Origin of the sequence: Streptomyces geranii (genome assembly GCF_002954775.1) — a bacterium.
GTDB lineage: Bacteria > Actinomycetota > Actinomycetes > Streptomycetales > Streptomycetaceae > Streptomyces > Streptomyces geranii.
In genome coordinates this window covers 585,401-608,952 of sequence record NZ_KZ672952.1, presented here as the reverse complement: position 1 = coordinate 608,952, position 23,552 = coordinate 585,401, and the positions used below count along the sequence as shown (strand labels likewise).

Annotated in this window: 26 protein-coding genes; 15 read left to right on the top strand and 11 right to left on the bottom strand. The window is 72.2% G+C overall.

Annotated elements, in window-relative coordinates; genetic code table 11:
• Window positions 1-28: 28 nt before the first annotated feature.
• The 4 genes from CW359_RS02495 to CW359_RS02480 are packed head-to-tail and all read left to right on the top strand — an operon-like array spanning window position 29 to window position 3,289.
• On the top strand, window positions 29-970 hold the full coding sequence (locus CW359_RS02495; protein WP_269805579.1) for an LLM class F420-dependent oxidoreductase: 942 nt from the start codon (window positions 29-31) through the stop codon (window positions 968-970).
• Window positions 967-2,019 (top strand): CaiB/BaiF CoA transferase family protein, encoded by a 1,053-nt coding sequence (locus CW359_RS02490; protein ID WP_105967996.1) that lies wholly within the window; start codon window positions 967-969, stop codon window positions 2,017-2,019. Before CW359_RS02495 ends, CW359_RS02490 begins: the two co-directional genes overlap by 4 nt.
• On the top strand, window positions 2,016-2,471 hold the full coding sequence (locus CW359_RS02485; protein WP_105967995.1) for a VOC family protein: 456 nt from the start codon (window positions 2,016-2,018) through the stop codon (window positions 2,469-2,471). Before CW359_RS02490 ends, CW359_RS02485 begins: the two co-directional genes overlap by 4 nt.
• On the top strand, window positions 2,468-3,289 hold the full coding sequence (locus CW359_RS02480; protein ID WP_105967994.1) for an SDR family oxidoreductase: 822 nt from the start codon (window positions 2,468-2,470) through the stop codon (window positions 3,287-3,289). Before CW359_RS02485 ends, CW359_RS02480 begins: the two co-directional genes overlap by 4 nt.
• An 82-nt stretch (window positions 3,290-3,371) precedes the next feature.
• Here CW359_RS02480 and CW359_RS02475 read toward each other — a convergent pair whose 3' ends face one another.
• Together CW359_RS02475 and CW359_RS02470 are read right to left on the bottom strand one after the other, a co-directional pair.
• Window positions 3,372-4,151: an SDR family NAD(P)-dependent oxidoreductase gene (locus CW359_RS02475; protein WP_107503103.1), complete on the bottom strand. Its 780-nt coding sequence runs from the start codon at window positions 4,149-4,151 to the stop codon at window positions 3,372-3,374.
• Window positions 4,148-4,912, bottom strand: a complete 765-nt coding sequence (locus CW359_RS02470) for an SDR family NAD(P)-dependent oxidoreductase (protein WP_105967992.1) — start codon at window positions 4,910-4,912, stop codon at window positions 4,148-4,150. Before CW359_RS02470 ends, CW359_RS02475 begins: the two co-directional genes overlap by 4 nt.
• Window positions 4,913-4,966: 54 nt before the next feature.
• Between CW359_RS02470 and CW359_RS02465 the strand changes: the two genes are divergently transcribed.
• Window positions 4,967-6,427, top strand: coding sequence for a class I adenylate-forming enzyme family protein (locus CW359_RS02465; protein WP_232838178.1), 1,461 nt, complete (start codon window positions 4,967-4,969; stop codon window positions 6,425-6,427).
• Window positions 6,420-7,565, top strand: a complete 1,146-nt coding sequence (locus CW359_RS02460; protein ID WP_105967990.1) for a thiolase family protein — start codon at window positions 6,420-6,422, stop codon at window positions 7,563-7,565. The genes CW359_RS02465 and CW359_RS02460 overlap by 8 nt, the downstream gene beginning before the upstream one ends.
• 12 nt (window positions 7,566-7,577) lie before the next feature.
• Here CW359_RS02460 and CW359_RS02455 read toward each other — a convergent pair whose 3' ends face one another.
• The 5 genes from CW359_RS02455 to CW359_RS02435 are packed head-to-tail and all read right to left on the bottom strand — an operon-like array spanning window position 7,578 to window position 11,275.
• Entirely contained in the window at window positions 7,578-8,387 is an 810-nt protein-coding gene (locus tag CW359_RS02455; protein ID WP_105967989.1) for an acyl-CoA thioesterase, read from the bottom strand.
• Between the two features lie 32 nt (window positions 8,388-8,419).
• Window positions 8,420-9,208 carry an acyl-CoA dehydrogenase family protein gene (locus tag CW359_RS02450; RefSeq protein ID WP_105967988.1) on the bottom strand — a complete coding sequence of 263 codons (789 nt, stop codon included), beginning with the start codon at window positions 9,206-9,208 and terminating at the stop codon, window positions 8,420-8,422.
• 2 nt (window positions 9,209-9,210) lie between these two features.
• Window positions 9,211-10,314: an acyl-CoA dehydrogenase family protein gene (locus tag CW359_RS02445; RefSeq protein WP_105967987.1), complete on the bottom strand. Its 1,104-nt coding sequence runs from the start codon at window positions 10,312-10,314 to the stop codon at window positions 9,211-9,213.
• A complete protein-coding gene (locus CW359_RS02440; RefSeq protein WP_232838177.1) occupies window positions 10,311-10,748 on the bottom strand; it encodes a nuclear transport factor 2 family protein in 438 nt (145 codons plus the stop codon). The genes CW359_RS02445 and CW359_RS02440 overlap by 4 nt, the downstream gene beginning before the upstream one ends.
• Before the next feature lie 56 nt (window positions 10,749-10,804).
• Window positions 10,805-11,275: a pyridoxamine 5'-phosphate oxidase family protein gene (locus CW359_RS02435; RefSeq protein ID WP_105967985.1), complete on the bottom strand. Its 471-nt coding sequence runs from the start codon at window positions 11,273-11,275 to the stop codon at window positions 10,805-10,807.
• A gap of 114 nt (window positions 11,276-11,389) precedes the next feature.
• Here CW359_RS02435 and CW359_RS02430 point away from each other — a divergent pair, with 114 nt between their 5' ends.
• Genes CW359_RS02430 through CW359_RS02405 form a run of 6 tightly spaced genes read left to right on the top strand, consistent with a single transcriptional unit; the run spans window position 11,390 to window position 16,420 of the window.
• The gene (locus tag CW359_RS02430) at window positions 11,390-13,504 is read left to right on the top strand and encodes a branched-chain amino acid ABC transporter permease (RefSeq protein ID WP_105967984.1); all 2,115 of its coding nucleotides are present in this window, start codon (window positions 11,390-11,392) and stop codon (window positions 13,502-13,504) included.
• On the top strand, window positions 13,485-14,195 hold the full coding sequence (locus CW359_RS02425; RefSeq protein ID WP_105967983.1) for an ABC transporter ATP-binding protein: 711 nt from the start codon (window positions 13,485-13,487) through the stop codon (window positions 14,193-14,195). The genes CW359_RS02430 and CW359_RS02425 overlap by 20 nt, the downstream gene beginning before the upstream one ends.
• Entirely contained in the window at window positions 14,192-14,899 is a 708-nt protein-coding gene (locus tag CW359_RS02420) for an ABC transporter ATP-binding protein (protein WP_105967982.1), read from the top strand. The genes CW359_RS02425 and CW359_RS02420 overlap by 4 nt, the downstream gene beginning before the upstream one ends.
• Window positions 14,896-15,258 carry a hypothetical protein gene (locus CW359_RS02415; protein WP_105967981.1) on the top strand — a complete coding sequence of 121 codons (363 nt, stop codon included), beginning with the start codon at window positions 14,896-14,898 and terminating at the stop codon, window positions 15,256-15,258. The genes CW359_RS02420 and CW359_RS02415 overlap by 4 nt, the downstream gene beginning before the upstream one ends.
• A 40-nt stretch (window positions 15,259-15,298) precedes the next feature.
• Complete coding sequence (locus CW359_RS02410; RefSeq protein WP_105967980.1) at window positions 15,299-15,613, top strand: hypothetical protein; 315 nt, start codon at window positions 15,299-15,301, stop codon at window positions 15,611-15,613.
• 57 nt (window positions 15,614-15,670) lie between these two features.
• On the top strand, window positions 15,671-16,420 hold the full coding sequence (locus CW359_RS02405) for an enoyl-CoA hydratase-related protein (protein ID WP_105967979.1): 750 nt from the start codon (window positions 15,671-15,673) through the stop codon (window positions 16,418-16,420).
• Window positions 16,421-16,603: 183 nt separating this feature from the next.
• Here CW359_RS02405 and CW359_RS02400 read toward each other — a convergent pair whose 3' ends face one another.
• Window positions 16,604-17,407 carry an NAD(P)H-binding protein gene (locus CW359_RS02400; protein WP_105967978.1) on the bottom strand — a complete coding sequence of 268 codons (804 nt, stop codon included), beginning with the start codon at window positions 17,405-17,407 and terminating at the stop codon, window positions 16,604-16,606.
• A gap of 63 nt (window positions 17,408-17,470) precedes the next feature.
• On the opposite strand from CW359_RS02400, the gene CW359_RS02395 reads away from it, so the two are divergent.
• Window positions 17,471-18,157, top strand: a complete 687-nt coding sequence (locus CW359_RS02395) for a helix-turn-helix domain-containing protein (protein WP_232838176.1) — start codon at window positions 17,471-17,473, stop codon at window positions 18,155-18,157.
• A 41-nt stretch (window positions 18,158-18,198) separates the two neighbouring features.
• Here CW359_RS02395 and CW359_RS02390 read toward each other — a convergent pair whose 3' ends face one another.
• Entirely contained in the window at window positions 18,199-19,164 is a 966-nt protein-coding gene (locus CW359_RS02390) for an enoyl-CoA hydratase/isomerase family protein (protein ID WP_105967976.1), read from the bottom strand.
• A gap of 88 nt (window positions 19,165-19,252) precedes the next feature.
• Between CW359_RS02390 and CW359_RS02385 the strand changes: the two genes are divergently transcribed.
• Window positions 19,253-20,236, top strand: a complete 984-nt coding sequence (locus CW359_RS02385; RefSeq protein ID WP_105967975.1) for a CoA transferase — start codon at window positions 19,253-19,255, stop codon at window positions 20,234-20,236.
• Window positions 20,230-21,540 (top strand): amidohydrolase family protein, encoded by a 1,311-nt coding sequence (locus CW359_RS02380; protein ID WP_105967974.1) that lies wholly within the window; start codon window positions 20,230-20,232, stop codon window positions 21,538-21,540. The genes CW359_RS02385 and CW359_RS02380 overlap by 7 nt, the downstream gene beginning before the upstream one ends.
• Window positions 21,541-21,589: 49 nt before the next feature.
• Here CW359_RS02380 and CW359_RS02375 read toward each other — a convergent pair whose 3' ends face one another.
• Together CW359_RS02375 and CW359_RS02370 are read right to left on the bottom strand one after the other, a co-directional pair.
• The gene (locus tag CW359_RS02375; RefSeq protein WP_198655041.1) at window positions 21,590-22,381 is read right to left on the bottom strand and encodes an SDR family NAD(P)-dependent oxidoreductase; all 792 of its coding nucleotides are present in this window, start codon (window positions 22,379-22,381) and stop codon (window positions 21,590-21,592) included.
• On the bottom strand, window positions 22,381-23,529 hold the full coding sequence (locus CW359_RS02370) for an acyl-CoA dehydrogenase family protein (protein ID WP_105967973.1): 1,149 nt from the start codon (window positions 23,527-23,529) through the stop codon (window positions 22,381-22,383). The genes CW359_RS02375 and CW359_RS02370 overlap by 1 nt, the downstream gene beginning before the upstream one ends.
• Window positions 23,530-23,552: the final 23 nt, after the last annotated feature.

The window sequence follows — 23,552 nt, the reverse complement described above, 5'->3', positions numbered from 1 at the left end:
ACCTGGAGGCACTGTGCGGGTCGGTGTGATGATCGGGCCGGAGCGTGGGGATTCCGCGCGTAAGGTCGCGCGGATGATCGACGACGTGACGTGGGCCGAGCAGGCGGGCCTCGACACCGCGTGGGTACCCCAAATACCCACGGACTTCGACGCGTTGACGGCCGTGGCGCTGATGGGCGCGCGCACGGAACGGATCGAGATCGGGACGGCGGTCGTACCGCTGCAGGCCCAGCATCCGATCGCCCTCGCCCGCCAGGCGCTGTCCGCGCAGGCCGCGACCGGCGGACGGCTTGCCCTGGGCGTCGGACCCTCGCACCACTGGATCGTCCGGGACATGCTCGGACTGCCGTACGAGAAGCCGGCCGCGTTCACCCGCGACTACCTCGACGTCCTGGACGCGGCGCTGCACGGCCCCGGCCCGGTCGACGTCGAGAACGGCACCTTCACCGTGCACAACCCGCTCGACCTCGGCCCCGTAGGCCCGCTGCCCGTCCTGATCGCCGCACTCGGCCCGGTCATGCTGGCCCTCGCGGGCGAGCGCGCCGACGGCACCGTCCTCTGGATGGCCGACGAACGAGCGGTCGCCGACCACGTCGTCCCGCGCATCACCAAGGCGGCCGAGGGCGCGGGCCGCCCGGCGCCCCGGATCGTCGCGGGCATCCCGGTCTGCCTGTGCCGGCCGACGGAGGTCGACGCGGCCCGCGAACGCGCCAACCGCATCCTCGGCGAGGCCGAGATCTCGCCCAACTACCAGCGCCTGCTGGAGTACGGCGACGCCCAGGACATCGGCGACCTGTGCGCGGCGGGCGACGAGGCGGCGATCCTGGCCCGGTTCCGCCGCTTCGCGGACGCCGGGGTCACCGACCTCTCCGTACGGCTGCTGCCGATCGGCGAGGGCAGGGAGGAACTGATCGCCTCCAAGCGCCGTACGCGGGAGATGCTCTCGGCACTGGCGGTGCAAGTCCGGTGAGTCGCGGGCCACTTGACGGCATCCGCGTCCTGGAGGTCGGCCACATGCTGGCGGGCCCCTACGCCACGATGATGCTGGCCGACCTCGGCGCCGAGGTCACGAAGATCGAGCCGCCCGGCGGGGACATCTCGCGCCAGGTCAGCGACGCGTACTTCGCCAGCCTCAACCGGGGCAAGCGCAGCGTCTGCCTGGACCTGACGACCGGGGCCGGACAGGACCGACTCGGTGAACTCGCCGCCGACGCCCACGCGTTGCTCGTCAACCTCAAACCGTCGGCGATCCATCGACTGGGGCTGACCTACGAGGCACTGCGGAAGTGGAACGAGCGGCTCGTGTGCGTCGCCCTGACCGGATTCGGGCTGGAAACGGGCGACGAACCCGCCTTCGACTACGTCGTCCAGGCCGCCACCGGAGTCGCCGCGCTCACCGGCGATCCCGACGGCCCGCCGACCCTGCCCGGCTACTCCGCCGCCGACAACTCGACCGGCCTCACGGCGGCGTTGGGACTGCTCGCGCAGATCGTCTCGGGGCGCGGCGGCCAAGTCGACGTATCCCTGCGGGATGTGATGCTCTCGCAGCTCAACTACCGTGCCTCCGCCTACCTCAACGAGGGCACCGAGCCACGGCGCCTGCCGCTCGGTGCGCACTCCTACTACGTACCGGCGCAGCTCTTCCCCACCGCCGAGGGCCACTTGGCGCTGTTCATCACCCATGACGGCTTCTGGAAGTCCTTCGCGGCCGAGGCGGGCGTAGAGGGGTTTCCGACGATGGCCGAGCGGGCGGCGCGGCGGGAAGAGGTACTGGAGGCCGTCACACGGGCCCTCGCCGACGACACCGCCGGCGGCTGGGAGGCGAGGCTGCGGCCCCTGGGCGTACCGGCCGCCGCCGTACGGACCCTCCCGCAGGCGCTCGCCGCCACACCGGAGGCCGTGGTGACGGCGGGGGAGTACCGGCTGGTTCGCAGCCCCGTACGGATCGCGGGCCACGAGCCCGACTACGGGCCGCCGCCCCGGCTGGGCGAGCACGGTGGTGGGGTGGGGGAGTCATGAGGGGTGAGGACCAGTTCCACCTCGGGATCGTCGCCGAGGACTTCGAAGGGACCCTGGCCGGGCTGTCGGCGGCCTTCGGGTACGAGTGGTGCGCGGAGATCGGCGGCCCGGTGACCGTGACGCTGCCGACCGGCGAGGCCGTCGTGCGGCTCAGCTGCGTCTACTCGCGGACCTCGCCCCGGCTGGAGATCCTCCGGAGCATCCCCGGCACGCTTTGGGAAGCGGGGCCCGGCGGGGGTGTCCATCACGTCGGCTACTGGTCCGACGACGTCGCCACGGACAGCGCCGGACTCGCCGCCCTCGGCTACACGGCCGAGGCGTCCCGGATCGGCTCCACCGGGTCCGACTTCGCCTTCCTGCGCGGACCGGGCGGCGTACTCGTCGAACTCGTGGACCGGTCGGCACAGCCGATGCTGGAGAAGTTCTGGGCGGGCGGAGGGAGCGAGGCATGAGCACGGTAGGGATCGCCACCGGCGCCGGACGCGGCATGGGACTGGCGTGCGCGCGGCGGATGCTCGGCACGGTGGACACGCTGCTGCTCGTCGACCGGGACGAGACGACCGTGACGGCGGCGGCGAAAGAGCTGACCGCTGCCGACGGGGGCACGGTCGTCGAACCGTTCGTCCTGGACATCACCGACCGGGACGGCCTGGCCCGCCTCGCCGCCCGCACCGCCGAACTCGGCACCCTGCGCGCCGTCGCCCACGCCGCCGGGATCTCGCCCACGATGGCCGACTGGCGGAGCATCTTCGCCGTCGACCTGGTGGGCACCGCGCTGCTCGCCGAGGTGCTGCGCCCACTGGCCACGAAGGGCACGGCGCTGGTGTGCTTCGCCTCGATGGCCCCGCTGCTGGGCAACCTGGAAGCGGCCCCGACCGTCGCGGCCGTCCTGGACGATCCACTCGACGACGGCTTCCTCGACCGGCTCCGCGACGCCCTGGGACCAGCCGTGGAGGACAGCGGCACCGCCTACGGCTGGGCCAAGTACGGGGTACACCGATTCGTGCGCCGGGAGGCGCTCCGGCTCGGCCCGCTCGGCGCCCGGATCTGTTCGGTCTCGCCCGGCGTCATCGACACTCCGCAGGGGAGGCAGGAGGCCGCGGAGCAGCCGGTCATGGACGCACTCGTACGCGGGTCCGCGGCCGGTCGGCCGGGCCGCGCCGAGGAGGTCGCCGCCGGGGTGGCCTTCCTGCTGTCGGCGGAGGCGAGCTTTGTCACGGGCGTCGACCTGCTGATCGACGGCGGGGCTTGCGCGGCGGTACGGGCATAGGTGGGGCGGCAGGGCGCACACCGGAAGTCTCGGTTGCCAACTGACCTTTCCTGTGAGGCAGTTGGCAACCGGCATGCGCTTCTCAGCCGACCGACTCCGAGCGCTGTACGGTCCCCGTGATGCCGCCCGCGTCCTGCCCAGCCAGCAGCACCGCCGCCCGGCCCATCGCCTCCGGCGGCTCCACCATCTCCGGCGGGATCTCGCGGCCACCGCCCGCCGCCTGCCACCCTTCCGTCAGTACGATCCGGGACGGGGCAAGGCAGTTGACGGCGATGTTGTCGGCCCGCAGATCGGTGGCGAGCCCGAGGTAGAGGCGCTCGACGGCCGCCTTGGACACCCAGTACGCGTTGGCGCCCCGGTCGGTCATCCCGACCCCGCTGGTCGTCACGGCCACCAGCGAACCGCCGCCGCGCTCACGGACGTACGGAATCACGGCCTTGGTGACGAGGAAGACGCCCGTCAGATTGACGTCCAGGCACAGCTGCCAGCGCTTGAGCGGGGTGGACTCGACCGGGCCGAGCCACAGCACCCCGGCGTTGGCGACCAGGATGTCGATCCCGCCGAACTCGGCGACGGCCGCTCCCACGGCCGCCGCCACCGACTCCTCGCTGCTCACGTCGCACGGCACCGCGAGCGCCCGTCCGCCCGCCTTCGTGATCCCGTCGGCCACCGAGTGGATCGTCCCCGGCAGCCGGCCGGCCTCCTCGGTCCGCGCGGCCACCGCCACCGACGCGCCCGCCTCGGCCAGCGCGACGGCCACCGTCCGTCCGATGCCCCGGCTGGCCCCGGCGACGAACGCGACCTTCCCCTTCAGCGACCGCGCAGACCCCGGCGCCTCCAACGGCTCACTCGCGCCAGTCACTTGGGCGGGAACCTGAGCGCACCGTCGAGGCGGATGACCTCGCCGTTGAGATAGTCGTTCTCGCAGATGTGCTCGACCAGCGCCGCGTACTCGGGGGAGCGGCCCATCCGCCGGGGGTGCGGGACCTGCGGGCCCCAGTAGGCCTCAAGCTGGTCACCGGCCTTGCCGTAGGCGGGAGTCAGGAAGGTACCGGGGGCGATGGTGACGACCCGGATGCCCAGCGGGGACAGGTCGCGGGCGGCCACCAGCGTCATGCTGACGACCCCGCCCTTGGCGGCGGCGTAAGGGAGTTGGCCGATCTGGCCCTCGTACGCCGCGATCGAGGCCGTGTTGACGACGACGCCCCGGCCGCCGTCCTCCGTCGGCTCCTGCTTGGCCATCGCGGCGGCGGCCAGACGCAGCACGTTGAAGACGCCGGTCAGATAGACCTCGACGGTCGTCCGGAAGCCCTCCAGGCTGATCGGTGTGCCGTCCTTGCCGATCAGTCGGCCGCCGCTCGCCGGGCCGCCGTGGCAGTCCACCGAGATCCGCAGCGGGCCCGCCGACTCCGCCTCGGCCAGCGCCGCCAGGACGTCCTCCTCGGAGGTGGCGTCCGTCCGGACGTAGCGCACGCCCAGCTCCTGCTCCAGCGCCTTGCCCTTCTCGTCGGCGAGGTCGGCGACGACCACCTTCGCCCCCGCCGCGTGCAACCGGCGGACGGTGGCCTCGCCCAGACCTCCCGCCCCACCGACGACGACTGCCGAGCTGCCACTGATCTGCATGAAGGTTTTCCTCTCTTGCAAGCAGGGCTCTAGTGAGATGAGAATAGCATTCTCATGACGATATCCATGATTCTGGAGATGGCCGTCTCGGCCGGAGACCGGGTGGTGGTGACGGCGGACGACCGTTCCCTGACCGCCTCGGAGTTGCTGGACCGCGCCCGGGCCGCCGCACACCGCTTCCGGCGCCGGTCGGCCGTCCTGTACCTGGGTGCCAACCACCTCGCCCACCCCGTCGCCCTGTTCGGCGCGGCCCTGGCGGGAGTCCCCTTCATTCCCCTCAACTACCGCCTCGGCGAACACCAGTTGGCCCGGCTCCTCGACCGCCATCCCGGCGCCCTGGTGCTGCGCCCCGCCGACCTCGACGTACTCCTCGAAGCCGGACACGAGCCGGACGGCGAACCGGACGGTGACTCGGACGGCGAACCGGCCCCGCGCGACCAGGACTCGGTCGCTGTCGTGCTCTACACCAGCGGTACGACGGCCGAGCCCAAGGCGGCCCTCCTGCGCCACCGGCACCTCCTCGCCTACGTGTTCAACACCCAGGAGTTCGGCTCGGCCGAGCCCGACGCGGCGACCCTCGTCGCGGTGCCCCCGTACCACGTGGCCGGTCTGATGAACCTGCTCACGAACCTCTACTCCGGGCGCCGGATCGTCTACCAGTCCGCCTTCGACGCCTCCGACTGGCTGGCCGCCGTCCGCCGCGAACGCGTCACCCACGCGCTGGTCGTCCCGACGATGCTCGCCCGGATCGTCGCCGAGGTCCCCGAAGGCGCCACCGCCCAGGCACCGACCCTGCGCAGCCTCGCGTACGGCGGCGCCCGCACCCCGCGACCCGTCGTCGAGCGGGCGCTGCGGGCCTTCCCCGACACCGGGTTCGTGAACGCGTACGGCCTCACCGAGACGGCGTCCTCGATCGCCGTGCTCGGCCCCGACGACCACCGCGAGGCCCTCGTCTCCGCCGAACCGGCGGTGCGCGAGCGGCTCGGGTCGGTGGGGCGCGCGCTGCCCGGCGTCGAGATCCAGATCCGTGGCGAGGACAGCGGCGAGCCGGTCCAAGTCGGCTGTACCGGGCTGGTGTTCGTGCGCGGGGAGCAGATCTCCGGCGAGTACGGCGGACGCGCCGCCGCGCTCGACGCCGACGGCTGGTTCGCCACCCGGGACCGGGGGCGCCTCGACGCCGACGGTTACCTGTTCATCGAGGGGCGGGCCGACGACACCATCATCCGGGGCGGCGAGAACATCGCCCCGGCCGAGATCGAGGACGTACTCCTCACCCATCCCGGCATCGCCGAGGCGGCCGTGATCGGGCTGCCCGACCCCGAGTGGGGGCAGCGGATCGTCGCCGTGCTGGTCGGGGAGGGCGACCCGGACGAGATCCGCGCCTGGGTCAGGGAGCGGCTGCGCTCCGCCAAAACACCCGACACCGTCGTCTTCCGCGCCGAACTGCCGAGGACCGACACCGGAAAGCTGCTGCGCCGCGCCCTGCTCGCCGACCTGGAGACCAGCCATGCCTGAAGCAGTCATCGTGTCCGCCCTGCGCACTCCCGTCGGCACCGCCTTCAAGGGCACCCTGCGCGACACCACGGCCTTCGACCTCGCCCACCACATCGTCGCCGCCGCAGCCGCCACGGACGGCGTGAACCCGGCCCTCATCGACGACATCGTCCTCGGCGAGGGCCTGCACGGCGGCGGGGTCATCGCCCGGCACGCCGCCGTGACCACCGGCCTCACCTGGGTGCCCGGGCTCGCCCATAACCGCCACTGCGCCGCCGGACAGGCCGCCGTCCAGAGCGCGGCGGCGAGCATCCGGGCCGGCATGGACGAACTCGTCATCGCCGGCGGCGTCAACTCGGCTTCCACCGCGCCGCGTTCGGTGACCAAGGTCGACGGGGAGTGGGAACCCTGGATGTCGCCCACGCACCCTGCCACGCCGGACGCCCCCAACACCGACATGTCGATCACCGTCGGCTGGAACACGGCCGTCCGGGCGGGCGTCAGCCGCGCCGAGATGGACGACTGGGCGCTGCGCTCGCACCGGAACGCCGTACGCGCCATCGACGAGGGCCGCTTCGCCGCCGAACTCGTCCCGATCGACACCCCGCACGGTCTGCTCGCCGTCGACGAGCACCCGCGCCGGACCACGAGCGCGGAACGGCTGGCCGCGCTCAAGCCGCTGCACCCCGAGATCGAGGGCTTCAGCATCACCGCAGGCAACGCGGGCGGCGCGAACGACGGCGCGGCGGCCCTCGTCATCGCCAGCGACCGCCTCGGCCTTCCGGCGCTCGGTACGGTCCGGGCGTGGGCGTCCGTCGGCGTCGAACCCGCCGACATGGGCCTCGCCCCGGTGACCGCGATCCCCAAAGCCCTGAAACGCGCCGGGCTTTCGCTCTCCGACGTCGACCTCTACGAGATCAACGAGGCCTTCGCGGTCGTACCAGTGGCCGCCGTCAAACAACTCGGCCTGGACCCGGACCGCGTCAACGTGAACGGCAGCGGCTGCTCGCTCGGCCACCCGGTCGCCGCCACCGGCGCCCGCATGCTGGTCACCCTCGTGCACGAACTGCGCCGACGCGGCGGCGGAATCGGTGTCGCCGCGATGTGCGCGGGCGGGGGCATGGGCTCGGCGACGGTGATCGAGGTACCCGCGCCGTGAGTTGACGTCCGGTCAGTTCTTCGTGTCCTTGAACCGGAGCAGGGCTTCCTGGGCGTACGAGGCGACCAGGGAGCCCTCTTCGGTGAGGACATCGCCTCGGCCGTAGCAACGGCCGTGTGCCACAAGGGGGCTGTGCTGGCGCAGGAGCAGCCAGGAGTCGGTCCGGAAGGGCCGGTGGAAGCGCACGGTGTGTGCCGTCACGGCCGAGGTGAACACCTTGTTCGCGTCCTGCTGACCGACCCCCTCGATCTGCCGCAGCGCGGTGCCGATGAGGCTCAGATCGGTGGCGTACGCTGTGAGGGCCGGGGCCAGTTCGGGCGCGACGGCCGGGGTCCGCATCCAGAGGTCGTACTCGGGTGACTCCGCCTTCGGAGTGTCCAGGTCGGTGACCGCGCGGGTCTCCCAGGGGAGCAGATCCAGGTCCACGGAGTGCTCCTCGCCCGGTACGGCGGGGAGTCGGAACGCCGTCTGGTGGTCGGGGCCGTCCTCGGGGGCGTGCAGCGACACCGAGGCGGTGGCCATGGCGCCGGGGGACTGACGGGCGACGATTCCCAACGTCGCGAAGGTGGCGCCCTCGTGATGACGCGTCACCTCGTACCGGACGGGCTCGTCGGTCCGCCCGGCGCGGGCGAACAGGGCGTGCACGGACTTCACCCGCTTGTCGGGGCAGGCGAGCGAGGCCGCCCGCACGAACTGGGCGAGCAGCTGTCCGCCGAACAACCGGTGGTAGCCGAGGCTCTGGTTGGCGCCCTCGAAGGTCAAGTCCGCGTCAGCGGTGCGGAGTTCGAGGCAGGCCAGCAGATCACTCCAGAGTTCCGTCACTGGGGGCTCCCAAGGTGAGATGGGGACGACTGTCAGAGCTGAACCAGCCGGGGAGCCGACCGCCCCTCCCGTACGAGCGCTCCCGCCTCCCGCGTCAACTCCCGTGCGCTGCCCAGCAGCCCGTCCAGGACGAGCGCCCGTCGGACATGCTGGTGCAGATCGTGCTCGGCGGTGAAGCCGATCCCGCCCAGGACCTGCTGGCAGTGCCGGGCCGCTGTCAGCGCCGCCTGTCCGGCCGCGGCCTTCGCCAGCAGTGCGCCCAGGTCGTCCTCGGCTGCCGCGAGGGTCGCCTCGGCGCCGTCGAGCGCCACGAGCGTCTCCGCGAGCCGGTGCCGTACCGCCTGGAAGGAGGCGAGGGGGCGGCCGAACTGGGTGCGGGCCAGCACATGCGTCCGGGCCAGCGCGAGCATCGCCCGCCCGGTGCCCAGCAGCCACCAGCCGAGCGCCCGCCGACCCGCCCCGAGCGGAACCGGCTCCCCGGCGGGGCTGATCAGCAACGGCAGTTCGCCGTCGAGAGAGGCACCCGGCGGAGCGTCCACGCCCCGCCCCCACACCACCCAAGAACCGCCCGTGTACGGCAGCGGCAACGCGCCCTCGAGTGGCCGGCCCGCCTCGTGCAGCACCACGTCGTTGAGCAGCGAGGCGTGCGCACCCGTCTCGCCGAGCAGCCGGAACACGAGCGGGACCGCGACCTCGGGCGCCTCCGCCAGCAGGTCGGCCCAGCCGAGTTCGGTGAGCGCCGAGTCGAGTGCCGGGCCCGTCGCCGTGGCCATCGTCTTGCGGAGCGTGTCGGCCAGCAGGTCCCGTTCGGTGGCGTCCACGGCTACTCCCTCCCCAGGTCCAGCAACCGGCGCGCGACGATGTTCCGTTGGATCTCGGCGGTGCCGCCGTAGATGGTCGCCGCACGTGAGTACAGGTACTCCGACCGCCACGGCGTCTCCGTCAGCTCCAGTACGCCGGGCAGCAAGTCCCGTACGGTGTCGAAGAGTTGTTGTTCCGCCGTGGCCAACAGGATCTTGTCGACGGAGGTCTCCGGGCCCAGGCGCCCGCCCTCCGCCAGGCGTCGTTGGGTCGCGTGGGAGCGGCAGCGGACGGTGTGCAGGGCGAGGAAGGCGGCGCCGAGGGCGTCGTCGTCCCGGGCGGAGTCCGGTGCGGGCGTCTGCTCCAGCAGGTGGTCAAGTCGCGTGTAGAGATGGGCGATCCGGTGCCAGAAGCACGTCGAGCGCTCGTGCGGGAGCAGGTCCATCGCCAGCTGCCAGCCGTCGCCCGGGCGGCCCAGCATCCGGTCGCCGGGGACGACGACCTCGTCGAGGAACACCTCCGCGAACTCGTCCACCCCGTGCATCGTGCGCAGCGGCCGGACGGTGATCCCCGGGGTGTCCATGTCGACGAAGAAGGCGGTGATGCCCGCGTGACCGGGGGCCGTCCGGGTGAGCAGTACGCAGCGGGCGGCGTACTGGGCGAGGCTCGTCCACACCTTCTGGCCGGTCACCACCCAGTCGCCGTCGTCCCGGGGGACGGCCCTGGTGGTGAGCGAGGCGAGATCGCTGCCGGAACCCGGCTCCGAGAAACCCTGGCACCACTGCTCCCGGCCACCGAGCAGCCGCGGGACCATCTCGGCGGCCAGCTCAGGACGGGCGTACGAGATCATCGTCGGGGCCAGCACCTCGACCATGGAGTAGATGCCGGGCTCGGCCAGGCCCCGGGTGGCGACCTCCTCGCCGAGCACCGCGCGCAGTACGGCGGGACCGCCGAGCCCCCTCACCCCGGCGGGCCAGCCGTACCGCATCCACCCCGCCCCGTACAGCGCGCGCCGGACCCGGGCGAGCTGGGCGACCTGCGCGTCGAGCGAGTCGTCGAGGCCGGGGGAGAGGTCGTTCGTGTCGAGCCAGCGGCGCAGGTCCGCCCGGAACTCGGCGACGTTCATGTCACCGGGCGCCGGTAGGCGTGCGGGCGGCCCGAGTCGTGCGCGCCGCTGCGGCGGATGAACGTCATGGCGCGGGTGCGCAGCCGCCAGCCGTCGGTGGTCCGCACGTAGGTGTCGTCGTAGTAGCCGATACGCAGATCGTGGGAGGCGTGGTCGACGAAGCACAGCGGCTGGGTGCCGGACGCGGAGTCCCGGTCCGCGCCCGGCACGACCATCGCGGTCCCGGTGAGGAAGAGCCCCTTGGGTGCCGCCGCGACCAGCGCCGGGAACTCGTCGAGGCCGTAGGCGTCGCCGAAGGCGCTGTAGGTCCCGTCGGGGGTGAAGACCGCGAGCACGCCGTCCAGGTCGCCCCGGGTGATGTACACCGCGTACCGGGCCAGCAGCTGCTGGATCTCCATCAGGTCGTCAGTGGAGATCGGATCGTCAGTGGACACTGAGAATTCCATTCTCTCAAAGAGAGCGGAAGGTTCTCACGGGGGCCGCCGAGGCGTCAACGGTCCTTCCGCAGCTTCGAGAAGTCCCAGCTCACCACCTTCTCCGCGGTCACCCGCAGCCAGGCGTGCCGCCCGTCGTACGGGAAGTCCTTGCCGCCCGCGTACTTGTCCGCGAACAGCCGCTCGGGCTCCCGGAGTTCCTCCACGGGTGCCCCCTTCCGAGGTGTCTCGCCGACCACCTCGACGCTGCCCTTCAGCTCCACCCCGCGCAGCCGCATGAAGTCGGCACCCCCGTCGTCGACGATCACGCTCAGCCGGGCATCGCGGTCGAGATCGGTCCAGCGCTGGCTGCGGACCAGCGAGTTCAGCCACAGCGCCGTCCCGTCCCACACGAACCACAGAGCACTGACATGGGGGTGCCCGCCGGCCCCGACGGTCGCCACCCGGCACACGGGCTGGTCGCGCAGAAACGCGTCCCGCTCCGCGTCGGTCATGGCGATGGCGGTTCCCCTGCGCTGTCCGGTCATGGTTTCTCCCAGCCTTGTCCGAATGCTTGATTCTCTCCAACTGAGAAGCTAGTTTCCAGCTCCAGAGAGGGGAACACTCGGTCGGCCGACCCCGACTTCGAGTGACGGCGTGTCATGGACCAGTTCCTCACCTTCGGCATCGTCGGTCTGAGCACTGCCGCGATCTACGCGGTCATCGGCAGCGGCCTCGTGCTCACCTACACCACCACCGGCGTCTTCAACTTCGCCCATGGCGCCGCGGGCATGCTCTCGGCGTTCAGCTACTGGCAGCTCACCGTCGGCTGGGGCTGGCCGGTTCCGATCGCACTGGCCGTCGTCCTGCTTCTGCTCGCCCCGGCGTTCGGACTTCTCGTCGAACGCTTCATCTTGCGGCCCGTCCAGGCGCTGGGGGAAGCGGAACGCCTGGTGATGACCGTCGCACTATTGAGTGGCCTCATTGGGGTAGCGCGCTGGATCTGGGATCCGAACGTGGCCCGGCCGCTCCCCGCGTTCTTCGACGACCGGCCGCCCTTCCACATCGGCCCGGCCGCCGTCACCTGGCACCAGGCCATCACCATGGCCGTCGCGGTCGCGGTGGCCATCACCCTGCGCCTGCTGCTCTACCGGACCCGCGCGGGCGCCGAGATGCGCGCCACCGTCGACGACCGCGCACTCGTCGGACTCACCGGCGCCGATCCCGTACGGGCCAACAAGGCCGCCTGGATTCTGGGCACTCAACTCGCCGCCCTCGGCGGCATCCTCATCGCACCGACCGTCACCCTGGACGCCGCCCAGCTCTCCCTCCTGATCGTCAGCGCCTACACCGCCGCCGTCTTCGGCCGGCTGCGCAGCGTGCCGCTCACCTTCATCGGCGCCGTCGTCATCGGCTGCACGGAGAGCTACCTCACCGGCTACCTCCCGCAGAACGACTACCTGCCCGGCCTGCGCCTCGCCGCCCCCGCCCTGCTCCTGTTCATCGCCCTCCTGGTGTTCCCGCACCGACGGCTGCGCGGACGCGACCGCCGCCTGGCACCGGTCCCGGTCCCGACGGCACGCGGCACCCTCGTCTTCGCCGCCGCCACCATCGCCTTCGGCGTCGTCCTGGCCTCCGTCCTCGGCGAGGCCGACCTCATCACCTACGGGCCGATCTTCTCCCTCGGCATCGTGGCCCTCTCCTACGTCCCCCTGACCGGCTACGCGGGCCAGATCTCCCTGTGCCAGCTGAGCATGGCCGGCATCGGCGCCGTCGTCTGGGCGCACTTCGGCGCGCACGGTCAACTCTGGGCCCTGGGCCTCGCGGTGCTGGTCGCGGCGGTCGCCGGGGCGCTGATCGCGCTGCCCGCGCTGCGCCTGTCCGGCGTGTATCTGGCCCTGGGCACCGCCGCGTTCGCCGTCGTGCTCGACCGCTGGATCTTCACCCTCCCCGCCTTCCACGTCCTCGGCGTCGAGGTCGCCCTGTTCGACCAGGGCTCGGTGGAGGTGACCGGACCCTCGCTCTTCGGCCTACGACTGGACAGCGGCGAGGAGTTGATGGTGCTCGCCGCCGTCTGTCTCGCCCTCGCCTCCGTCCTGGTGGCGGCGCTGCGCCGGGGCCGGTTCGGGCGACGGCTGATCGCCCTGCGCGACAGCGAGGCCGCCTACGCCACTCTCGGCGGCAACCTCCTCTTCGCCAAGGTGCTGGTGTTCTCACTGGCCTCGGGCATCGCGGGCCTCGGCGGCGCGCTCTACGGAATGCAGCAACGGGCCATCACGCCCGACCAGTTCAACCTCATCGCCGGGCTGCCGCTCTTCCTGGTCGCGGTGATCGGCGGCCTCGGCGCGGTCGGCAACGGCCTGTTCACCGGCACGGCCCTCATCGGACCGACCAACGCCCTGATCACCCTCGCGCCCTCCCTGCAGAACCCGGTCGCCCTGCTGCCCGCCCTCGCCGGGATGGGCCTCGGCAAGAACCCCGACGGCATCGCGGCCCACTTCCGCCACCAGTGGGAACCGCTCGGCCGCGACCGCATCGCCCGCACGGCACTGCTCGCCTGGCTGGCCACGGCCTGGCTGCTGCGCCTCGGCGACCTGATCGACGGCTGGACCTTCCTCGGCGGCGCCCTCGTCGTGGCGGTGGCACTACGGACTTGGGCGAGCGCCCGGCAGGCCCCGGCGGCCGAGCCGGAGATTCCGGTCGAGTGGTGGGGCGTACGGCGCGACTGGCGCCCGGAGGACGAGGAGGTGCTGGCCCGTGGCGTCGCTGCGAGTTAGTGGAGTGACGGTCTCCTTCGGCGGGAACCGGGCCCTGGACGGGGTCGGCATGACCGCCGAGCCAGGCCGCATCACCGGGCTCATCGGGCCCAACGGAGCAGGAAAAAGTACCCTGTTCGACGTCGCGACCGGGCTGCGCAGACCGTCCTCGGGCCGGGTCCACCTCGACGGCCGCGATGTCACCCGTATGCGCCCCTCGGCCCGCGCCAAGTGCGGACTCGCCCGTACCTTCCAGCGGTTGGAGCTGTTCGGCCGCCTCAGCGTCCACGACAACCTGCTCGTCGCCGCCGAACTCGGCCCCGAACGCCCGCGCGCGGCAGGCGTGGTCAAGGAGATCCTCGACCGCCTCGGCCTCACCGGCCTCGCCGACACCGCCCCCGACACCCTCCCCACTGGCGTCGGCCGCCTCGTCGAGGTCGGCCGGGCGCTCGCCCTGCGCCCCAAGGTGCTCCTCCTCGACGAACCCGCCGCAGGACAGGACGCCGAGGAGACCGAACGCTTCGCCGCCCTCCTGCGCTCCCTCGCCGACGACGGCACGGCGGTCGTCCTCGTCGAACACGACATGAGCCTCGTCATGAGCGTGTGCGACGACGTGTACGTCCTCGACCTCGGGAAGGTCATCGCCGTCGGCCCGCCCGAGGTGATCCGCAACGACGAGACGGTCCTCGCCGCCTACCTGGGGGACGCGTGAACGCGCTACTCGAACTGCGCGGCATCCGCGCCGCCCACGAACGCATCACCGTCCTGCACGGAGTCGACCTGAGCGTCGCCGCCGGCGAGGTGGTGGCGCTGCTCGGCCCCAACGGCGCCGGAAAGACGACCACGTTGCGGATCGCGGCGGGCGTCCACCCGGTCGACTCGGGCCAACTCCTGCTCGGCGGTCGGGACATGACGGGCGCCGTCGCACGCGACCTGGCCCGCGCCGGAGTCTGCATGATCCCCGAGGGACGCGGGGTGTTCCCCAACCTCTCGGTCCGCGACAACCTCCTGATGATGACCTACACCGGCCGCACCCGTGCCGAGATCGAGGACATCGCCTACACCCGCTTCCCCGCCCTCGCCCGCCGCGCCTCCCAACCGGCGGGCACCATGTCCGGCGGCGAACAGCAGATGCTCGCCCTCGCCCGGGGCCTCGCCACCGACCCGGCCGTCCTCCTCCTCGACGAACTCTCCATGGGACTGGCCCCGTTGGTGGTCGCCCGCCTGTACGAACAGGTCGCCGAGATCGCCCGCCAGGGCGTGGCCGTCCTGGTCGTCGAGCAGTTCGCCGCCGCCGTACTCGACATCGCCGACCGTGCCGCCGTACTCGTACGCGGCAGGGTCGAACGCCAGGGCCACCCCGACGACGGGTTGCGCGCCGAACTGTCCGCTCTCTACCTCGGGAGTTCCGCATGACATCCACCGAGCCACGTGCGGACCGCTTCGTCCGCGAACTGACCGAACTGAAGATCCCCGACCCGGCCACCGCCCGCTCCCAGCTCTGGCTGCGTCTCGGCGGCGTACTGATGGCCCTCGGCGTGATCCTCGGCGCCTCCGGCTACCTGGTCACCCACAACACCCTCGACCCGCTCGTCCAGAACGACGGCCTGGCCCTCGGCATCGCCGGAGTCGCCGCGGGCGTCGTGGGTTCGGCACTCTTCCTGCGCTACTCCCTCACCGGTTTCCTGCGGTTCTGGATGGCTCGCCAGTCGTACGACGTCAGCCTGCTCGCGGAGCGGCTGCGCGAGCCGGAGCGGCTGCGGGACCCGGAATGACCCCGAGTCCCCGACCGACAGTCCGAAGGGAAACCCCGCCATGACCACCCCGGCAACGACCCTGCGCCCCGGCGACCAGCTCGCCAGCACCGCCTGCGGCACCCGCGTGGTCGTGATCCGGGCCCCCGCCACCGACGGACAGCCCCGACTCACCTGCGCGGGCGAGCCGATGGTGCCCGCGTCCACCGCACCGCAGACCAAGGCCCCCGGCTCGGGCACCCTCATCGGCAAGCGGTACGTGGACTCCACGGGCACCCTCGAACTGCTCTGCACCGCCTCCGGAGCGGGCGAACTGGCCTGCGACGGCACGCCGATGACCATCAAGGCGGCGAAGCCGCTGCCCGCGTCCGACTGAACCGCACCGAGGTGAACCGCACCGAAGTGAACCTCACTGAACCGAACGGGAGTTGCCATGCCGCAGGAAGACCTGGGCGATCCGGACGACCTGGTCCTGACCGAGCGGGTGGGAAACGTCCTCGTGGCCACGATGAACCGGCCCGAGGCACGGAACGCCCTGAACCCGGAGCTTCTGCAGGAACTCTCGGCGGTCCTGAAAGAGGCGGACGCGGACCCGGCCGTCAGGGCCATCGTCCTCACCGGCGCGGGCCCGGCCTTCTGCGCCGGCATGGACCTGAAGGCGTTCGCGCGGGGTGCCCGCTTCGACGGCCTGAGCTGGTTCTACCGCGACGGCGTGGCAACCCCGGTGGTCGCGGCCCTCAACGGCACGGCGGTGGCCGGCGGCTTCGAACTGGCCCTGGCCTGCGACCTGGTGGTCGCCGCCGACACCGCGTCCCTGGGCATCGCCGAGGTGAAGCGAGGCCTTTTCGCGGCGGGCGGCGCCACCACCCTCGCCGACCGCATCCCTCTCGCCGTAGCGCTGGAGATGGGCCTCACCGGTGAACTGATCACGGCGACCAGGGCCCGGGAGATCGGTCTGGTGAACCGGGTCGTACCGCCCGACACCGTCCGTGCGGAGGCCCTGTCCCTCGCCGAACGCATCGCGGAGAACGGCCCGTTGGGCGTCGCCATGACCAAGAAGCTGATGAGGGAACGCCGTTGGGCCGAACCGGCCGAGATCGAGGCGGTGTTCCGCAGCGCGGACGCGACGGAGGGGGCGAAGGCGTTCGCGGAACGGAGGGCGCCGGTGTGGACGGGGGAGTGAGGCGTCCCTGAAAGAGCACCGGGGGACGGGATCACGCGCAAGAAGCGGGAGGCTCCTGTCCCCGATGGCCTCGGGCTCGACAGCCGCGTCCCCGATGGCCTCGGGCCCGGCGGCCACTCTGCTGTGCGGCGCGCGCCTGTCGGCCTCGCGCCGGACAGCCGAGTGCCCGTCGGCGCGGCCGGGTCACGGCATCGCCGCGAAAGCCGCCCGATGGTCCCGCGCCCACTGCTCGAACGTGCCCGCCGGTCGACCGAGCACCCGTGCCACATGGTCGGTCACATAGGCCGCGCCACCGGCCCGCGCCCACCCGATCCCGGTGATCACCTCGGGCGGCAGCTGGTCGAGAGCGCTCACGTCCGTGGTCTTGACCGGGCGTTCCAGGACCCGCTCCAGGACCGCCGCCTGCTCCGCGAACGTCAGCAACTCCGGCCCGGTCAGGTCGTACCGCCGACCGTCGTGCGCATCGCCGGTCATGGCTGCGACGGCGACGGCGGCCACGTCCCTCGGGTCGACGACGGCCTGCCGGGACTCGCCCACCAGGTTCGGAATGGGTTCCCCGGCCTGGATGAGCGCCCGGTGGTACAGGAAGTTCGACGCGAAGCTCGGCGGGCGGAGCATCGTCCAGACGAACCCGGCGGCCTCGATCGCCTCCTCCGCGTCGGCATGCCAGGCTCCGACGGTCGCCCCGTCGAACAGCGTGCCACTGCCGATCGCGGACAACTTGACGATCTTCCGGACGCCCGCCGCCCGCGCGGCCGTCAGCAGGGCGATGTCATGGTCCGCCGTCGGCAAGGGCGGCACGGTCACCAGAAACACCGTGTCGACGCCGACCTCCGCGCGCGCCAGCGACGCCGGGTCGTCGAAGTCGGCCCGCACCCCGCCCGGTTGCTCGCGGCGGGACATCGCCCGGAACGGCAGGCCCAGCGCGGTGAGTTGACGTACGACATGACTACCGATGGTGCCGGTGGCACCGGTTACGAGGATCATGGCCCGACGATCGCATCGCCCGCAGCCCGGTCTATAGGAAGTTTCGGCACTATCGTGGACCGGGTGCGTTCTCTCAACGTGCCGCCCAGCCTTGGGCGTTGGGTGGCCGGAGTCGAGATCGCCGTGGCGGCCGGCTCGGCGGCGGTCGACGTACCCGATCACGCAACCACCCTCCTCCTGCGCATCGAGGAGTGTGAGCTGATCGTCATGGGCCCGCGCACCCGGGCCGCCTATCACATGGGTCCGCCGGGGCGGTCGTGCCTGCGGGTGCGCATGCGGCCGGGGCGTGCCCAGGCCCTGCTCGGCCGCCCACTGCGGGACATCGCCGACCGGGCCCTCCCGCTCCGCGAACTGCCGGGCCTGGACATTGACCGGCTAGCCGCCGACCCGATCGCCGCTCTCGACGAGGCATTGGCCGACCGCCCGGAACCCCCGGCACGCCTCGAAGAGGCGGCGCGGCTCCTGCTCGGCTCCACCGTCGCCACGACCGCCGCCCGGCTGCACATCAGCGAGCGCCGACTGCACACCCTCTTCGCCGAGGGCACCGGCCTCTCGCCCAAGCACTTCGCGCGCATCGCCCGAGTCCGTACGGTGCTCGCGGCAGGCACCGGCCGGTGGTCGGACATCGCCGCCACGGCGGGCTACTACGACCAGTCCCACATGACGGGCGAGTTCCGCCACTTCATGGGCGTCCCACCGGCCGCTTTCACCGCCGGACGGCGTCCGGCCGCGACTCCGTGCACTGGCTGAGCGGCCCGGAAGTTCGCGATACGACACCTCCCGCCGAGCCCTCAGCCACCCTCACCGGCGTACTCGACGACCTCGTCGACCAACCCCCACCGCAGCGCCTCCGCAGCCCCCAACTCCTCTCCCGACAACGCCAGATACCCCGTACGCTCCCGCCCGATCCGCAGCGGCAGACTCGCCGTACCCCCCGCCCCCGGAATGAGCCCCATCCCCACCTCGGGCAACCGGATCACCGTGTCAGGCGCAGCCAGCACCCGCCCCGCGAACGCCGTCAACTCGATCCCCGCCCCGACACACGCACCGTGCAGATGCGCGGTGACTCGCGCCCCGCACCGCTGAAGCAGCGCGGCCGGACTGCGGTGCACGCGCACCAGATGGGCCTGCGCGGGATCCTTCGCCGTGCCGAACTCGCTGAGGTCGCCGCCGGCGCAGAACGCCGGGCCGTTGCCGTACAGGTCGACCCGCGTGATCGACGGATCAGAGACGGCGACCTCCAGTGCCTCGCACAGGGCGTCCCGCGTCCCCGCGTCCATGGCGTTGCGGGCCTGCGGCCGGTCGAGCGTGATGGCGAGCCGGTCACCGTCCCGGCCCAGCAGCACCGGCGCGGGGGAGGGGCGCGGCGTACGAGCGGGCGCCGAGTCCAGCCAGGCGCGGAAGACTGCCGACCCCTGGAGCGTCGAATAGGCGAGCGACTCGACCACGAGACGGTCGGCCGGCGCCAGCGTCGGCCCCATCCGCAGCACCTGCGTCAGCGCTACGGAGGCTGCCGGACGGGTCGCGACGATCTCCGCGAGCCGCCGGGCGGTGCCGTGCGGGTCGGCGCAACTCACCCACGGGCGGGGCGAGTCGGGAGCGCCGGTGAGGAGGATGTCGAAGTCGCTGTCGGCTTCGACGGGCCGCTCGGCGACGCCCACCAGCACCCGCCCGCTCACTCCCGGCGCACCTGGGCCGAGGTCGGGGCGCGGTCCACGGTCGAGGTCGACGAGGACGAAGGGGGAGTCCAAGGTCACGGGCGGAGTGTAATTTGGGGTCACCTCGGAAGAGAAGGGCGTTTGATCATTGGAGAATGACGCTCTCGACACGTGGGCGGGGCCGTGGATGGACACGGTGGAGCCGTATCTGCCCCCGCTGGCCTCGGTCGCGAAGGAGTACACCGCCCTCACGGACGTACCCGTCGACCTGCCCACCGCCCTCTTCCTCCGCGCCCGGCTGACCGGCCACCCCCTCCCCACCAGCACCTCGGCAGGCGGCTCCTGCCACCTCCTCCGGGCCGCCGACGGCTGGACCGCCGTCAACCTCGCCCGCCCCGACGACCTGGCAGCCGTACCGGCGCTCGTCGCACTCCTGTCCGGGGCGGAGGGCGAGCCGCTCCAGGAGGCGGTGAAGCGGACCCCGGCCGCCGAGGTGGCGGCGAACGCGCAACTGCTCGGCATCGCCGCCGCCGAGCACGCCTCCGCGAGCGGCCCTCCGGTACGGAGCGGGCGCCTCGGCGAGCGGAGCGCGACCGTACGCGATCCAGCGGGCCTCCGCGTCGTCGACCTGTCGGCCCTCTGGGCGGGCCCCCTCTGCGCCCGCCTCCTCGGCCTGGCAGGCGCCCGGGTGGTGAAGGTGGAGAGCACGACCCGACCGGACGGCGCCCGCGCCGGATCGCCCGCCTTCTACCGCTGGCTGCACGACGGCCACGACAGCCTGGTCCTCGACTTCGCCTCGGGCGCGCTCGCCGAGGTGGTCGCCGGGGCCGACATCGTCATCGAGGCGTCCCGGGCACGGGCACTGCGCAGGCTCGGCATCCACGCGGAGGAGTTCCTCGCCGCCCGTCCGGGACGGGTCTGGGTGAGCATCACCGGGTACGGCAGGGACGACGACCGCATCGCGTTCGGCGACGACGCGGCCGTCGCGGGCGGCCTGACCGGCCTCGACGCACAGGGCGACCCCGTCTTCGCGGGCGACGCGCTCGCCGACCCGGTCACCGGCATCCACGCCGCCCACGCCACGGCGCGCTCACTCGCCGACGGGGGCGGCGAGCTGCTGAGCCTGTCCATGTCGGCCTGCGCCGCCTCCCTGGTGCCGACGCCGTGCTGATCAGGAACGTCGAGGTCAGGGGCAGGGGACGAGTGGACGTACGCGTCCGGGGCGGACGCATCACGGAGATCGGACAGCGGCTGGACGCGACGAGCAACGAACCCGATGGATCAGACGAGCCCGACGACCTCGACGGGCGAGGCGGCGCCCTGCTGCCCGGCCTCCACGACCACCACGTACACCTCGCGGCTCTGGCCGCCGACACCGCGTCCGTCCGGGTCGGCCCGGCGGACGTCACCGGCCGCGACGGACTCGCCGAGGCGCTGCGCGGCGGGCCACCTGGGGACTGGGTACGGGCCGTCGGCTACCACGAGAGCGTCGCGGGAGAACTAGACCGCTGGACTCTCGACGCCCTGACGCCACCGGGCCGCCCGGTCCGCGTCCAGCACCGGACCGGCGCGCTGTGGGTGTGGAACAGCGCCGCGCTACGGGCGTCCGGACTGGAGACGGGAACGGGCGACGGCCGGTTCTGGCGCGAGGACGAACGGCTGCGCGGATTCGTACCGCCCGTCCGGCTGGACATGGAGGGCGTGGGCCGCAGGGCGGCGGCGCTGGGCGTCACGGGATTCACCAACGCCGACCCGCACCCGGCGGACGGCCTCCTCGACCTGCTGTCGGTACTCCCGCAACGGCTGCTCGTGATGACGGTGGACGCCCCCGTGAAGCTCATGCTGGACGACGCCACGCTCCCCGCCCCGGCCGAACTCGCGGCCAGGATCGCCTCGTTGAGGCCGCGCCCGGTGGCCGTCCACTGCGTGACCCGGGTACAGCTGCTGGTGACTCTCCTCGCCCTGGACCAGACCGGCCCGGTCGACGGCGACCGCATCGAGCACGCGTCCGTCGTCCCGGCCGAGACGATCCCCTGGATCAAGCAGCTCGGGGTGACAGTCGTGACGCAACCGCACTTCCCCACCGAACGAGGCCACGCCTACGCCACCGACGTGGACCCCGACGACCGCCCTCACCTCTACCGCTGCCGCTCCCTGTCCGACGCGGGCATCCCCCTGGCGGCAGGCACCGACGCCCCGTACGGGACGCACGACCCGTGGGCGGTCATGCGAGCCACCGTCGAACGGCGTGGGGGAGAGGCCCTGCACCCGGAAGCAGCACTTGACCTCTTCACCGGTGAGCCCCAACACCCGGCCAGGACACGGAGATTGAGGATAGGAGCGACGGCAGACCTGTGCCTGCTCCGCGTACCCCTGAGGGAGGCACTGGACGTACTCTCGGCAGACACCGTAAGGGCGGCGTTCGTCGGGGGCCGCCGCATCCCCGCCCCCGGGACGGGCGAAGCCCGCTCCTAGGGGCGCGGGGAACTGCGCGACCAGCCACGACGGCGCCGCACCCGACCACTCAAACGCTGTACCCCCCATCCACCCCCAACGCCTGCCCGGTAATGAACCCCGCCCGCCCCGAAGCGAGAAACACCACCGCCTCCGCGATGTCGGTCGCCGCCCCGAACCGCCGCAGCGGAATATTGCGCCGGGTGACAGCGAGAGCCGCCTCGTCCAGTTCCCCGGAGGCGATCAGACGCGCGGCGATCCCGTCATTGAGCATCCCGGGTGCAACGCAGTTGACCCGCACCCCGTACCGCCCCTCCTCCGCCGCAAGCGCCCGTGCCACCGCCTCGACGGCCCCCTTGGTACCAGAGGACAGCCCGTCACGAACCGGAAAACGGCGAGTGGCCACCGTGGTCACCGCCACGATGCTGCCCCGCGTCTCCCGCAGCCTCGGCAGCGCGGGATGGACCAGATTGAAGAACGCCCCGGCGTCCGCGTCGAGTTGGGCACGGTACTCGCTCGGCGTCACCTTGCTGAGATGCCTCATCGGTACGTGCGGACCGGCCGCGTACACGACGGTGTGCAGCCCTCCGAACGCCTCGTCGGCCCCGGCCACCGCCTCCGCCGTCGCGTCCTCGTCCCCCAAGTCCAGCCGAAGGGACAGGACTTGACGCCCGTACGCCTTCACCTCACCGGCGAGCGCCTCCGCTGCGGCCTCGTTGGTGCGGAACGTGAACGCCACGTCGCTCCCCCGCTCGGCCAGCATCCGCACGATCTCCGCACCGATACCCCCGGTACCACCGGCGATGAGGGCGGCGCCGGTCCGCCCCTCGAAATCAGCTGTCCTGGAAGGTAGTTCCGGCATCACAGTCCCAACGACTTGGCGATGATGACCTTCATGACCTCGCTCGTCCCGGCGTAGATGCGCGTGATGCGTGCGTCCGTGTAGAGCCGGGCGATCGGGTACTCCTGCATATAGCCGTATCCGCCGAAGAGTTGAAGACAGCGGTCGACGGCCCGGGCCTGCATCTCCGAGCAGAACAGCTTGACCTTCGCCGCGTCAGCGCCGGACAGTTCGCCGGCTACGAGTTCGAGGACCGCCCGGTCCAGCATCATCTGTGCCGCCTCCAACTCGGCGGCGACGGCGGCCAGTTCGAACTTGGTGTTCTGGAAGGCGGCGACCGGCTTCCCGAAGACCCTGCGCTCCTTCACGTACCCGACCGTCGTGTCCAGGGCGGCCCGCGCCTGCGCGACCGACCCGACCGCCACCGTCATCCGCTCCTGCGCCAGGTTGTGGCCCAGGTAGCCGAAGGCTGCACCCTCCTCGCCGAGCCGGTTGGCGACCGGGACCCGGACGTCGGCGAAGGCCAGCTCGACCGTGTCCTGCACTCGGATGCCCATCTTCTTCAGGACCCGGCCCCGGGTGAACCCCGGCATGCCGTCCTCGACGACCAGCAGGGTCAGCCCCGCGCGCCGGTCGTCGGGATCGGTGGCCGTCCGGGCCACCACGACCACCAGATCGGCGAGCAGCCCGCCAGTGATGAACGTCTTCGCCCCGTTGACGACGTACGAGTCGCCGTCCCGCACGGCGGTCGTGCGGATGCCCGCGAGGTCGGACCCGGTGCCGGGTTCCGTCATGGCGACGGCCGTGAGCAGCTTGCCGGCGGCGAGGCCGGGGAACCAGCGGGCGCGCTGCTCCTGGTCGGCGTAGGTGAGGAAGTAGGGGAGCACGACGTCGAGTTGGGTGCGTACCGTGCCCAGGGTGACCAGCGCCCGGGCCGCCTCCTCCTGGAGGACCACGTTGTAGCGGTAGTCGGCCAGGCCCGCGCCGCCGTACTCCTCGGGCACGGACATGCCCAACAGGCCCAGCGAGCCGAGCTGTTCGAAGAGTTCGCGGGGCAGCCGCCCGGCCTCCTCCCAGTCCGCGTAGTACGGGACCACCTCGTTCGCCACGAAGTCCCGGACCAGCCCGCGGAACGCCTCGTGGTCGGGCGTGAAGATGTCTCGGCGCACAACTGCTCCCGTCTTCTTCCAAC